The organism is Pseudomonas sp. B21-035, assembly GCF_024748945.1.
Lineage (GTDB): Bacteria > Pseudomonadota > Gammaproteobacteria > Pseudomonadales > Pseudomonadaceae > Aquipseudomonas.
On sequence record NZ_CP087179.1, the window covers coordinates 350,929 to 365,096 of the forward strand.

7 protein-coding genes are annotated in these 14,168 nt (G+C 60.8%); 3 read left to right on the forward strand and 4 right to left on the reverse strand.

Going from position 1 to position 14,168, the window contains the following annotated elements; translation table 11 throughout:
• Positions 1-27: 27 nt before the first annotated feature.
• From LOY22_RS01570 to betI, 4 genes are all read right to left on the reverse strand, one after another.
• Positions 28-1,770, reverse strand: coding sequence for a potassium/proton antiporter (locus LOY22_RS01570; protein WP_045193919.1), 1,743 nt, complete (start codon positions 1,768-1,770; stop codon positions 28-30).
• 241 nt (positions 1,771-2,011) lie between these two features.
• Positions 2,012-3,703, reverse strand: a complete 1,692-nt coding sequence (gene betA, locus LOY22_RS01575; protein ID WP_258595937.1) for a choline dehydrogenase — start codon at positions 3,701-3,703, stop codon at positions 2,012-2,014.
• A 176-nt stretch (positions 3,704-3,879) separates the two neighbouring features.
• A complete protein-coding gene (gene betB, locus LOY22_RS01580; protein ID WP_045193917.1) occupies positions 3,880-5,352 on the reverse strand; it encodes a betaine-aldehyde dehydrogenase in 1,473 nt (490 codons plus the stop codon).
• A gap of 31 nt (positions 5,353-5,383) precedes the next feature.
• Positions 5,384-6,049: a transcriptional regulator BetI gene (gene betI, locus LOY22_RS01585; protein ID WP_093377074.1), complete on the reverse strand. Its 666-nt coding sequence runs from the start codon at positions 6,047-6,049 to the stop codon at positions 5,384-5,386.
• 422 nt (positions 6,050-6,471) lie between these two features.
• On the opposite strand from betI, the gene betT reads away from it, so the two are divergent.
• The 3 genes from betT (at position 6,472) to LOY22_RS01600 (ending at position 14,163) form a co-directional block, all read left to right on the forward strand.
• A complete protein-coding gene (gene betT / locus LOY22_RS01590; RefSeq protein WP_045193915.1) occupies positions 6,472-8,475 on the forward strand; it encodes a choline BCCT transporter BetT in 2,004 nt (667 codons plus the stop codon).
• Between the two features lie 128 nt (positions 8,476-8,603).
• Positions 8,604-9,344, forward strand: a complete 741-nt coding sequence (locus tag LOY22_RS01595; RefSeq protein ID WP_093377071.1) for an ABC transporter substrate-binding protein — start codon at positions 8,604-8,606, stop codon at positions 9,342-9,344.
• A gap of 79 nt (positions 9,345-9,423) precedes the next feature.
• The gene (locus LOY22_RS01600; RefSeq protein ID WP_258595945.1) at positions 9,424-14,163 is read left to right on the forward strand and encodes a dermonecrotic toxin domain-containing protein; all 4,740 of its coding nucleotides are present in this window, start codon (positions 9,424-9,426) and stop codon (positions 14,161-14,163) included.
• Positions 14,164-14,168 lie beyond the last annotated feature (5 nt).

Sequence of the window (14,168 nt, forward strand, 5' to 3'; positions counted from 1 at the left end):
CGTACAGGCAGAGGCGAAGAACGGAGTTTAAAGGAACAACCCTGGGCCGGGTCGAGTACCTTCGGGGAATTTGACGCCCACTTTGAGGATCTTGTTCCCTTCCATCACTGCAACCGTCCACAAGGTGCTGTTCCATTCGATCTGGTCGCCGACCACCGGCGCGCCGCCAACCTTCTGCGCGATGAAGCGGCTGAGTGGCGTGTGCGGGTCCTGACCGTCGAGCTGCAAACCGTACAACGCCGCTACAGCCCCCAGTTCTGCGTCCCCTTCGAGCACGAAGTCACCAAAGAAGCGCAGGTCCAGGCCTCGCTGCGGTGCCTGGCTGAACAGCTTGCCGAGGGCCGGCAGGTTGTGTTCGTGGCCGATCACGCAGAGCAGGTCGTCGACTTCCAGGGTGGTACTTCCCGACGGATGGAGCAGTTGCTGGCCGCGAAACAGTGCGGCGATGCGGGTGCCTTCGGGCATTTTCAGCTCGCGCAGGGCGGCGCCGATGCACCATTTTTCGGCGCCCAGGCGATAGACGAACAGCTCCCACTCGCTGGTGATGTGCACTTCCAGGGCCGAGCGGGAGATCGGCGCCGGGTCTGGCGGTACTGTCACTTTCAGCAGCTTGGCCACCCACGGCAGGCTGGTGCCCTGCACCAGCAGCGAGACCAATACGATGAAGAACGCCAGGTTGAAGAACAGCTGCGCATCGGGCAGCCCGGCCATCAGCGGGAACACCGCGAGAATGATCGGTACCGCGCCGCGCAGGCCGACCCAGGAAATAAAGGCTTTTTCGCGGCCATGGAAAGCCTTGAACGGCAGCAGGGCGGCGATTACCGACAGTGGCCGGGCGAAGATGATCATCCACAGCGCCAGGCCCAGTGCCGGCAGGGCGATGGGCAGCAGGTCGTGCGGTGTGACCAGCAGGCCGAGGACCAGGAACATGCCGATCTGCGCGAGCCAGGCCATGCCGTCGAGCATGTGCAAGATGCCATGGCGACTACGGATCGGCCGGTTGCCGAGCACCAGGCCGCACAGGTACACGGCGAGGAAGCCGCTGCCGTGCAGGGCGTTGGTCAGCGAGAACACCACCAGGCCGCCAGCCACTACCAGGATCGGATAGAGGCCGCCGGCGAGGTTGATGCGGTTGACCAGTTGCAGCAGCAGCCAGCCGCCACCCAGGCCCAGCAGGCCGCCGATGCCGAACTCGCGCAGCAGGTGGGTGAGCAGGCTCCAGTGCAGGCCGGTCTGGCCACTGGCGATCATCTCGATCAGGGTCACGGTGAGGAACACCGCCATCGGGTCGTTGCTGCCCGATTCAATCTCCAGGGTTGCCGTCACCCGCTCGTTCAGGCCTTTGCCGCCGAGCAGCGAGAATACCGCTGCGGCGTCGGTGGAGCCGACGATGGCGCCGATCAGCAGGCCCTGGATCAGGCTCAGGTCGAACAGCCAGGCGGCGACCATGCCGGTCAGGCCGGTGGTGATCAGCACGCCGACTGTGGCCAGCGACAGCGCCGGCCACAGGGCCACGCGGAAACTCGCCACCCGCGTGCGCAGGCCGCCGTCGAGGAGGATCACCGCCAGCGCCAGGTTGCCCACCAGGTAGGCGGTCGGGTAATTGTTGAAGATGATGCCGCCACCGTCGACCCCGGCAATCATGCCGACCGCAAGGATGATGACCAGGATCGGGATGCCCAGGCGCGATGACAGTGAGCTGACCAGAATACTTGCACCTACCAGCAATGCGCCGATCAAGAACAGGCTATTGATGGTGGACGCATCCAAAGGCAGTACTCCGGGGAAAAGCAGGAAGGAGGGGCGGTTTGCTTCGAATATCAAGCAGGTCGCGTGCCAAGGATTCTAACCTGAGGGGTTGGCGGGCTGTAAAGGGTTAATCGCGGGGACAAAAAAAGCACTCCTTGGAGTGCCTTCTTGTGTTGCCTTTGCGGGCCTCATCGCGGGTCAAGCCCGCTCCCACACGGATTGCTCATCACCTGTGGGAGCGGGCTTGCCCCGCGAAAAAGGCTTAGGCCTGCTTGATCTCACGCATCGCCTTGCCTTTGACCGGCGCGCCGTTGGCGACGTAGTACTTGGCGGTGCTGCGTGGCAGCGGCTGGCGGTTGCGGATCTTGTCGGCGATTTTCTCGGCGATCATGATCGTGGTGGCATTGAGGTTGCCAGTGATGATGATCGGCATGATCGAGGCATCGACCACACGCAGGCCCTGCATGCCATGCACGCGGCCCTGGCCGTCGACCACGGCCATGTCGTCGTCGCCCATCTTGCACGAGCAGGACGGGTGGAACGCGGTTTCGGCGTGCTCGCGGATGAACTTGTCCAGTTCTTCGTCAGTCTGCACGTCGGCGCCCGGGCTGATTTCGCGGCCACGGTAGGCGTCCAGTGCAGGCTGGGCCATGATTTCGCGGGTCAGGCGGATGCCGTCACGGAATTCCTGCCAGTCCTGCTCGGTGGCCATGTAGTTGAAGAGGATGCTCGGGTGCTGGCGCGGGTCTTTCGACTTCAGCTGGATACGGCCGCGGCTAGGCGAGCGCATCGACCCCATGTGGGCCTGGAAGCCGTGTTCCTGTACGCCATTGCTGCCGTTGTAGTTGATCGCTACCGGCAGGAAGTGGTACTGGATGTTCGGCCATTCGAACTCTTCGCGCGTACGGATGAAACCGCCCGCTTCGAACTGGTTGCTGGCGCCGATACCGGTGCCCTTGAACAGCCACTCGGCACCGATGGCCGGCTGGTTGTACCAGAGCAGCGACGGGTACAGCGATACCGGCTGAGTGCAGGCGTACTGCAGGTACAGCTCAAGGTGGTCCTGCAGGTTTTCGCCCACGCCCGGCAGGTCGTGAACCACAGGCACGTTGAGGCTTTCGAGCAGAGCACGCGGGCCAACGCCGGAGCGCTGCAGCAGTTGCGGCGAAGCGATGGCGCCGGAGCAGACGATCACTTCCTTGCGCGCACGGGCTTCGACGCGCTCTTCGCTGGCGCCGACCAGGTAGCTCACGCCAACAGCGCGCTTGCCGTCGAACAGCACGCGATCGCTCAGGGCGTGGGTGACGATGGTCAGGGTCGAACGCTTTTTGGCAGTGTCCAGGTAGCCGCGGGCGGTGCTGGAGCGACGGCCTTTAGGCGTGACGGTACGGTCCATTGGGCCGAAACCTTCCTGCTGGTAGCCGTTGAGGTCTTCGGTGCGCGGGTAACCGGCTTGTACGCCGGCTTCGACCATGGCGTGGAACAGCGGGTTGTTGCCGGCTTTAGGCGTGGTGACGCTGACCGGGCCTTCGCCACCGTGATAATCGTTGGCGCCGATGTCGCGGGTTTCCGCCTTGCGGAAATACGGCAGGCAGTCCAGGTAGCTCCAGTCTTCCAGGCCTGGCAATTTTGCCCAGCCGTCGAAGTCCATGGCGTTGCCGCGGATGTAGCACATGCCGTTGATCAGCGACGAGCCACCCAGGCCCTTGCCGCGACCGCATTCCATCCGGCGGCCGTCCATGTGCGGCTCCGGGTCGGTCTCGTAGGCCCAGTTGTAGCGACGGCCTTGCAGCGGGAACGCCAGCGCGGCTGGCATCTGGGTGCGAAAGTCCATGCGGTAGTCTGGGCCACCGGCCTCGAGCAGCAGGACGGTAACGCCTTCGTCTTCGGTCAGGCGGGTCGCCAGGGTGTTACCGGCAGAGCCGGCACCGACGATGATGTAGTCATATTCCATGGCTTTCTCCGAAAGCAGCTGCAAGCCTCAAGCTACAAGCCGCAAGAAAAAGCGGTCGTGCAAGGCTCGCGATTTAGTGGGCGCTGCAAGTGCCGGTTGGCATAACGCGCACCGGCTTTTACTTGCAGCTTGCAGCTCGAAGCTTGAGGCTTCAGAGCATCTGGCTACGTGTCACCTCAGAAAACCGAGTTGTACGCACCCAGTTCCACCTGCACCGATTTAATACGAGTGTACTGAGCCAGCGAGCTCACGCCGTTTTCGCGGCCAACACCGGATTGCTTGTAACCGCCAACCGGCATTTCGGCTGGCGACTCGCCCCAGGCGTTGATCCAGCAGATACCGGCTTCCAGCTGGTGGATGATGCGGTGGGCGCGGCTGATGTCGTTGGTGCAGACGCCCGCGGCCAGGCCGTATTCGGTGTCGTTGGCACGGCGGATGACTTCTTCTTCGGTCTCGTAGGAGAGGATGCTCATCACTGGGCCGAAGATTTCTTCCTTGACGATGGTCATGTCGTCGCGGCAGTCGGTGAACACGGTCGGTGCCACGAATGCGCCCTTGGCGAATTCGCCTTCGGTCAGACGCTGGCCGCCGCACAGAACGCGTGCGCCTTCTTCCTTGCCCTTGGCGATGTAGCCCAGCACGCTTTCCATGTGGGCGAAGCTGACCAGCGGGCCGAAGTTGGTGTTTTCGTCTTCAGGGTTGCCAACGCGGATGCGTGCAACACGCTCGGCGATCTTGGCTTCGAAAGCCGCTTTCATCGAGGCAGGAACGAACACGCGGGTGCCGTTGGTGCAGACCTGGCCCGAGCTGTAGAAGTTGGCCATCATGGCGATGTCAGCGGCGCGATCCAGATCGGCGTCGTCGCAGATGATCAGCGGCGACTTGCCGCCCAGTTCCATGGTGACTTCCTTGAGCGTCGAGCTCGAGGCGCTGGCCATGACCTTCTTGCCGGTGGTGGTGCCGCCGGTGAAGGAGATTTTCTCGATGCGCGGGTGCTCGGTCAGCCAGGTGCCGACTTCGCGGCCGCTGCCGGTCAGGACGTTGAACACGCCGTCTGGCAGGCCGGCTTCGGTGTAGATCTCGGCCAGTTTCAGGGTGGTCAGCGAGGTGACTTCGCTCGGCTTGAAGATCATCGCGTTACCGGCCGCCAGGGCTGGTGCGGATTTCCACAGGGCGATCTGGATCGGGTAGTTCCAGGCGCCGATACCGACGGTCACGCCCAGCGGCTCGCGGCGGGTGTAGACGAACGAGCTGTCGCGCAGCGGGATCTGCTCGCCTTCGATGGCCGGTACCAGGCCTGCGTAGTATTCCAGCACGTCGGCGCCGGTGACGATGTCGACGTAGCGGGTTTCGGAGTACGACTTGCCGGTGTCCAGGGTTTCCAGGGCGGCCAGTTCATCGTTGCGCTCGCGCAGGATGTCGACGGCGCGGCGCAGGATGCGCGAACGCTGCATGGCGGTCATCGCTGCCCAGACTTTCTGGCCACGTTCGGCGCTTTCTACCGCGCGCTCGACATCGGCTTCGGTAGCGCGTTGCACCTGGGCGAGGACTTCGCCGTTGGCCGGGTTGATGGCGTCGAAGGTAGCGTCGCTGGAAGCGTCGACATAACCACCATCAATGTAGAGTTTTTGCAGTTCGAAACGGGCCATAGTGTCCTCGCAAGTGCATATGTGTGTTTGGCTATCCGTGCAGCGCTCCTGCTTGTTTGGCAATCGCGACGCGCGGTGGTTCAGAGGCCTGGTTTTGCGTGTCCGGGCTCGTCTGTTTCGCCAGTTGTAAATCCATGTATTCGTAAGCGATTTGTTTCGCCTGGTCGGTGTCGAAAGCGTCTCCGGACAGCGCACCGCGCAGCCACAGACCGTCGATCAAGGCTGCCAGCCCGCGGGCCGCGCTGCGTGCTTCTGGCAACGGCAGGGCGCGGCGGAACTGGCAGCACAGGTTGGAATACAAGCGGTGATCGTTGATCCGCTGCAACCTGTGCAAAGACGGCTGGTGCATGCTGGAGGCCCAGAAGGCCAACCAGGTTTTCATTGCCGGGCCGTTGACCTGGCTGGCGTCGAAGTTGCCTTCGATGATCACCTGCAGGTGGGCGCGCGGGCTGTTGTCCTTGAGCGCCTGCCGGTTGGCGACGACGTTCTCGTTCAGCACGCTCATCAAGTACCGCATGGTCGCTGCGATCAGGCCGTTCTTGTCCTGAAAGTAGTGACTGATGATGCCATTCGACACACCGGCCAAACGGGCGATCAGCGCAATGCTGGCGTCACCCATGCCGACCTGGTCGATGGCCAGCAACGTGGCTTCGATCAACTGCTGACGGCGGATGGGTTGCATACCGACCTTGGGCATCTTGCAAATCTCCTCAGGCCTGCGAGCAGTCGACGAGCGGCTGCCTCGGCGAAGGCCAGTCTATTTTGTTTTGATTGAACGTTCAATCAACAAAGAATAAGCTCTGCGACAATCTGTGCAATTGACAGGTTTTTCCTACCTGCGGTTTGCACAAATTGGCACCCCAAAAAGACGTGTAACCCCCGGAATACAAGGTGTTGACGGGTGTAAACGGCGCGTTGAACAGATCTGCCGAGCGGTATAGCACCGCGCGGCCAACCCTCGGGACGGGGTTTTCGGCCTGTTTTTTTCAACGCAATCGATTCGGGATCACGGTTTTTTCAAGGTGCTTTTATAACACCTGCAGCTGTGGGGCTATTGCACCATTTGCTCGGGTAACGATTGTTTCGTGTTTCTCTCGCACTGCCCGGAGCATATGTGCAATGAGTTCTGCCTCCCTAATCAAGACCCCTGCCGAGAGGGTCCGGGTCAACAGCGTGGTGTTCTTCACCTCGACGTTGCTGATCCTGTTGTTGACTGCCTTGCTGATCGCAGTTCCCGAAACCGCCGGCCGCGTGCTGAACGAGGCTCAGGCCTGGTTGTCGCGTAGCTTCGGCTGGTACTACATGCTGGTGATTGGCGGCTACCTGCTGTTCGTCATCGTTCTGGCCTTCTCCAACTTCGGCAAGCTCAAGCTTGGCGGCAAGGATGACAAGCCGGACTTCAGCTACGGTGCCTGGGCCGGGATGCTGTTCTCCTCCGGTATCGGTATCTCGCTGCTGTACTTCGGTGCGTCCGAGCCGCTGGATCACTACTTCAACCCGCCTGAAGGCGCACCGGCCAGCCTGCAGTCGGCCCGTGAAGGCCTGCAGCTGACCTTCCTGCACTGGGGCCTGCATGGCTGGGCGATCTATGCCCTGGTCGGCCTGTCCGTTGCCTACTTCGCTTACCGCCACAACCAGCCGCTGGCCCTGCGCTCGGCGCTGTACCCGCTGGTCGGCGAGCGTTGGGTCAAGGGCGCCGCAGGCCACACTGTCGATATCTTCGGCATGTTCGTGACCCTGCTGGGCCTGGTGACCAACCTGGGCATTGGCTCGATGCAGGTATCCTCGGGCCTGGAATATTTGTTCGGCATGCAGCACAGCGACACCAACCTGCTGATCGTGATCCTGGTGATGAGCACCGTGGCGACCATCGCCGCCGTGTCGGGTGTGGAGAACGGCATCCGCCGCCTGTCCAACCTCAACATCATCCTGTTCAGCGGCCTGCTGCTGTTCGTGCTGCTCAACGGCCCGACCCTGCACCTGCTCAACAGCTTCGTGCAGAACATCGGCGACTACCTCAACGGCGTGGTGCTCAAGACCTTCGACCTGTACGTCTATGAAGGCGACAGTGACAAGTCCGAGCGCTGGCTGGGCCTGTGGACCGTGTTCTATTGGGCCTGGTGGATTTCCTGGGGCCCGTTCGTCGGTATGTTCATTGCCCGCATTTCGCGCGGTCGTACCGTGCGCGAGCTGGTCGCCGGCGTACTGCTGATCCCGCTGGGCTTCACCCTGGCCTGGCTGTCGATCTTCGGCAACTCGGCGCTGGACCTGGTCATGAACCAGGGCGCGGTGGAGCTTGGGCGAACAGCGCTGGAACAGCCGGCGATGTCGATCTACCAGTTGCTCGAGCACTATCCGTTCGCCAAGATCGTGGTCGGTGTCGCGATTTTCGTTGGCTTCGTACTGTTCCTGACCCCGGCCGATTCCGGCGCGGTGATGATGGCCAACCTTTCCTGCAAAGGCGGCCATGTCGACGAAGATGCACCGAACTGGCTGCGTATCCTCTGGTCGGCGATCATTACCGTGGTCACCATCGGTTTGCTTCTGGCCGGTAACTTCCAGGCCATGCAGACCATGGTGGTACTGGCGGGGCTGCCGTTCTCGGTGGTGCTGGTGCTGTTCATGTTCGGCCTGTACAAGGCCATGAAGCAGGACAGCCAGGTCGAGCAGGAGCAGGCCGAACTGGCTGCCCGTGGTCGTCGCGGTTTCAGCGAGCGCCTGAGCCAGCTGGACCTGCAGCCAACCCAGGCCATCGTTCAGCGCTTCATGGACAAGCGCGTCAGCCCGGCGCTCAAGGAAGCGGCTGCGCAGTTGCAGACCCTGGGCTTCCAGGTGCAGACCCGGGTCGGCCAGTCGCGCTCGGCCATGGGCCTGCGCATCGACATGGAAGAAGGCAATCCGTTCGTTTATGAAGTGAGCCTGGACGGTTACCTGGCCGCGCCGAGCGAGGCACCGGTGGAAGGCGAGACGGAAGTGCGCCAGCGCTTCTACCGCGCCGAGGTGTACCTGCACAATGGCAGCCAGGAGTACGACCTGATGGGCTTCACCCCGGAGCAGATCACCCGTGATGTGCTCGATCAGTTCGAAAGCCACCGCCAGTTGCTGGGGCGTGTCTATAGCTGACAACGGCTGATGCACCGCAAGGGCTCTGTTCGCAGGAACAGGGCCCTTTTTGTTGTGATACCGGTGCAGACTGGACAGGCGCAGCAGGCCCCGGCACTCTTGGCGTTGCCAAGGAGCCCGGTGCCATCATGTTCAAGCGTCTTGTCCTGTTGTTGTGCAGTTGCCTGTCGTTCAGCCACCTCGCCCGCGCCAGCGAGCCTGTGGTGCTGCTCACCGAAAACTTCCCGCCCTATAACATGGCCATCAACGGCAAGAGCTTCGCCCGTGACGATGGCATCAACGGCATTGCCGCGGACCTGGTGCGCGAGATGTTCAAGCGCGCCGGGGTGCCCTACAGCATGACCTTGCGTTTCCCCTGGCAGCGCATCTACGAGCAGGCCCTGCAAACGCCCGGCTACGGCGTATTCGTCATGGCCCGCCAGCCGGAGCGGGAAAAGCTGTTCAAGTGGGTCGGGCCGTTGGGGCCGGATGACTGGATTTTGCTGGCCCCCGAAGGCAGTCCGATTGCCGTCAGCAACCTCCAGGAGGCCAAGCGTTACCGCATCGGGGCCTACAAGGGTGATGCGATCGCCGAGTACCTGGCCGCGCAAGGCCTTAACCCGGTACTGGTGCTGCGCGACCGTGACAACGCGAAAAAACTGCTGAACGGCGAAATCGACCTGTGGGCCAGTGGCGATCCGGCTGGTCGCTACCTGGCGCGTCAGGTAGGTGTGAGCAAGCTCAAGACGGTGCTGCGTTTTCACGGTGCCGAGCTGTACCTGGCGCTCAACCGCGAAGTGCCGGACGAGGTGGTGAACAAACTGCAGCAGGCCCTTGAGCAGATGCGCCGCGACGGCTTTGTCGAGCAGGTGTTCGCTCGTTACCTGTAAAAGTCCTGAGCAATAGTTAACGCAGGCAATGCGATAGGTGTCGTTATCGTCACGGGTCCCTTACCCAGAGACAACGACAATGACCATCGCCTTGGACTCCTTTGAGCAAACTGTCGGTCTGGCGTTTGCTTCCCGGCCAACGCTGCGCGCTGTAGTGCATCAGCAATTGGTGCAGCGGCTGGCCAAGCAATACCCCGAAATCGACAAAAGCTACCCGCAACTGCGCGAGTCAAGAGAGATTTATCTCTGTACGCGAGAGCCTGAAGATCTCGACACATTGACGACAATGTCACTGGCCGAAGTCTTTCTCGAAAAGCTCATCTCGCAATCAACCTTCAATTTCACCGGGGTTGAGCTGACCAATTGTTTCCTGAGCTTTACCCCTACGCCCCGACCCATTTATGGCCGCGACCTGGCCGGTGGTCTGGACAGACTTCCTGATCTGACCCTGGTCACTGACGCGCTCAATGAGCTGCTGGCCAATGTCGAGCCGTTTCTTCATCGCGCCCAGGTCGACTTCTGGCAGGCGCGAAGCCGTTCGGGGGGTACGCCTCTGCAGGAGGTGAGTCACATGCTCAAGGCCGCCCTGGCCAGCGGGGTTGAAGCACAAGGCCTGGATGATGAGCAGCGCAACTGCATTTATGCGCTGTTGGCGGCGAGTAATAGCACCAAGTGGCACAATCCCAGCGGGGTGCCTGAAGTTTTTGTGCTTGATGTCACGGTGGCTAGTGGCGAGGCCCGTTACCAGCAGTTGCTGCCGGACCTGTTGGTGACACTGACATTGGCCGATCGCAACATCGTTCTGTTGTGCAAGCCCAGTGGGCGTATCGATGCCTTTGATTCGCTGGACAGCATGGCCCAAAGCCTGAGTGATGGGCTGGCCCTTGAGTATCAGCTTGATTCATTCGCTTGGGATCGATACCCCATCACAACCGACATGTTCGCGATGCAGGGGGCAGTGCTCCTGAACTTGCTGCTTGAAGGTCTGGAGCCTGTGAACGGGCGGCATTTCAGCACCATAGTCGAGCTGGAGCAGGGGTACGCTGCCTTGACCGATCCAGCGTCTTTCTTCAGCGCACATCCTTACCGGCTGTTGCAGTTACGGCAGGGCGAATCCGAACTGCCGCAATGGTTGCGTCAAGCTTCCCTGGCTGATCGACTGGAGTACCGTGCGCGGGTGCTGGATCTGCTGGTCGCGCAAGCCAGCTCCAACGGCAAATCCTCCCTTGATGGCATCCTTGATCTACGCGCCTTCACGCGCAAGTCCCTGCTGGAACTGATGCGCGCTGACCATCCGAGCGAGGCTAACTATGACGCCGATGACCTGGTGCTGGAGTTCTGGTTGGCGCGCGGGGTTGCGGGTACATCGTCAGGGAGTGTTGAGATCAAGCGATTGTCCCTGACTGAATTTGCCATTGGCAACCTGGGCTCGGCCAAGGGCGCCAGGTTGGAAAAAATCACGCATAAAACCGACCAGCAGCTGTGGTCCTGGTTGACTACCGATTACCTGAAAGCGCTGGTGCAGCGTGCAGATATCGGTCGCACCTATCCCCAGTACCTGAGCAAAAGGCTTCAGGATACGGACCAGAACGTCGAGCGGATAAGCCTGTTTGCCATGGAGCAGGCAAGCCAGTTGCCGCTCCTTGCGCTCAAGGCCAAGATCGATGGAGCGCTGTCTGAAACCGGTTACCAGCGTGTTGTCGCGTTCTTTCGAGCGGACAGCGGTGAGGGTCAAAGCCTGTTGGCGCCTTTGGCGTTCAAGCGTGAGGAGGCTGCCAGCGAAGCCGATCGAGTGACCAATACCTTTGTGTTTATCTCGGCGCACGCTGCGGGAAATGTCGTGCTCTACCGGCCAATGAGCGCTGAAAAACCTTTCCAGGAGTTTGCCAACCAGCAGGCGTTGCTTGAACAGATCCTGGCAGACGAGGGGCTGCAGCAAGGCATTTTGGCCTGGATGAGCAGCGACGCTCAGCGGGTATATGCCAATGGCGGTTTCCAGGAGCCGCATCTGCGTCGGCCTGTTCTCGATACTCAACTGGAGCTGGAGCCCGTTCAGCCGGCACAGCTGGAGTTGCAGGGCTGGCAACCGGGAGCGGACACCAACTTGTACATGGCCAATTCGCAGATGCTGGTGGAGCTGGCCGAGCGCGAGACGATCTCCAATGCCGAAGACCGCTGGGCGATGCTGCTCGAGGGTGCAGGCTTGTTGTTCAACCTGCTGTTCAGCGTGGCGACGCCGTTTTTACGGGGTCCAGTGGCTGTGCTTGCCTGGCTCGTTCAGGGCGCGCTGATGGTGCATGCTGATGCAGGTGCATTGAAAAATGGCAATGAGTTCGAAAAATCAACGGCAGTGGTCGATCTGCTGCTCAACCTGGTCATGGTGTTGTTTCACGCCAGCCTGCCGAAGGTCGAGCCGCCAGTTGCCGCAGACAAGCGTGAGATCGCGGTCTTTGGTCCGGGTCGCCGGGTCATTCCCTCCCTCCCCCGGGTCAATGCTGTCCAGGGCAAAACCTTTCCGCGCGCTGCTCTGCGGGGGAAAGCGGACCTGGAGCTGGACTTTTCCTGGTATGGGCCACGGGGGCTCAAGCTGAGCCCGACGGATTATCCTCGACCGCTCTCCAGTTACCGCTCAGCGACTTCACTGGAGAATCATTCGCCGTTGAGCCAAGGGCCGTACCGGGGGCTTTACCTGCTTGGGGAACGATACTACGCGTCGATTGAAGGTCATGTTTATGCCGTCAGGGCGGACGCCCAAGGGGAGCAGGTGGTCGACGAGCAAGGCCAGACTGGCCCCTGGCTGACCCTGGACAACAATTCGTGGCAGTTTGATCTGAAGCTGCGGCTCAGAGGAGGGGGCCCCAAGCGGCGAGTGGCTGGGCAACAGGACGCCAACCAGGAAGCGGTCAGCAAGCTGCAGTCCGAGATCGGTGAACTGGACCTGAAAAACAATGCACTGGTCGCCAAGATAACACCGCAGTGGGCATCGATGGCGGAGCATTCGAGTGAGTTGCAGAGGTTGCTGAACCTGCGCGATAGCTTGCAGGCGCGTACTGATCAAGGTGATACCACTGAAGGTCTCAGCGCATTGCTCGACAGTACAGGTATGAAGATTGCTGATAAGAAGGGCATGCTGGACACGACACGCAGGGCGCTGATCGACACATTGGAACAGTCAATCAATATCGACCTGAAGGTGGAGGTCAGCATGAAAGAGCTGCTCACGCCGAAGTACGCCAAATTCATGCCTGAAGTCACGGCAAGGCCGATGAAACAGCGACGGGGCATGGTGCGCAAGCAGCTCCTCAGGAACTATGTGTTGGTCCATGATGAACTGATATTGCTGGCCAGGTTCGATGAGTTAGCTGCGCTTCGCAAACAAATAGTAACCTTGCCGGCAACCCCGGAACAGGCGGCGGTGTACAACACCTACCGAGCAAGGCATATGGCTGTGGTGCCATTGCAGCTGCGTATACAGGAGATAATGGAAAAACTGGACGTGCTGCTGATTGATACATTGAACGACGGCACTATTGCCTATGACGGCAAGCAGGAGCAGGTCCACAGTATTGTTGGTCAGCGCTCAGTGACAACATTGCAACTGAGAACAGACCTGATCAGGGACCTTGCCGAGCTCTCGCTGGAACGACTGTCTGGCGCCGATGAGCAGACACTTGTTTCCACCAACGATTACCTGATTGGCAAGTCCGTCAGCGGTGCAGGCAGTACCCTGGATGAATTGATCAGCGGCAACTTTACCTCAGAAGAAACCATCAGCGGTCTGCAAAGCGTGCAGAGTGAGTATGCCAATGCCTTGACCATGGTCGACTATCTTGAGCGCTTTGGTGGTGTGGCGGTAAACAAGCAGGCACTCAATTATTACAAGGAGCAGGTGCGGCTGGTTAAAGCGACGGCGGAGCTTGAGCTGGAGGCGGCCGTTCGCGAGCAGCAATGGAAGACCCCGCTACCGTTCAAGCGTTTGCCGTACAAGCCACGGACCGGCATGCGTCGAGTGGTTCATTTGCGAGGAGGCAAAACACTGGTCGGCGAAGAGACGCAACTGCTCGGCGAGCCAGTGGTCGAGCAGCGTGACCCCGTGAGCAAAAAGGTGCTTGGCACCTACCACCAGCAGGGTGACGTCTGGGTCGAAGTGGTGGAGGCCACGCTCCCGGTTGAGTCTGCGCCCGTGACCGCCAGTGAGCGGGCGCAGGCACGTACTCAGGCTCCGCGCCTGAACACCGAGGTTGCCGGTGTAATCGCCCTGGCAAAGCGCTACATCGCCTCGAACGAACCACACAGCTTGTCTTTTGTCATCGAACGTCATGTCGAGAAACTTCAGCGCGTAGCCAAAATGCTTGAAGGCACAGACGCCGCAGCCAATGACAGTGCATTGCGAGCAACTGTGGAGCAGAGCATCAGCCACTTGAATGAGCGCAAGCGCACTCTGCTGAAGACGCTGCATCTGGCCAGCAGTCGACCGACGGGTGAAAGTCTTGCCTACCTTCACGCTGAAGGGCAGATCACCATCGCCAGGACCGTTGAGCGCAAGAGGCTGGCAGCTGACGATTACCTGGATGTCTATGAGGTGCGCAAGGCGCAAGGGCCTGTGCGGGACAGCGGTTTATGGGAAGTGCATCTGCACTACAGCTCCCAGGCCGCCAACCGGCGTCAGTTCAGCAAAGGCCATCTGAAACTCTGGGCCGAGCGCACGTGGGGACGCGAGACACAGTTGCAGGCGGCGAAGACTAACCAGCAGTTCCTGGAGATCTATCGGGCAGACCTGAAGGCCAGTCAGCTCGAACGAATCCTTCCCTGGGATTGACGAAG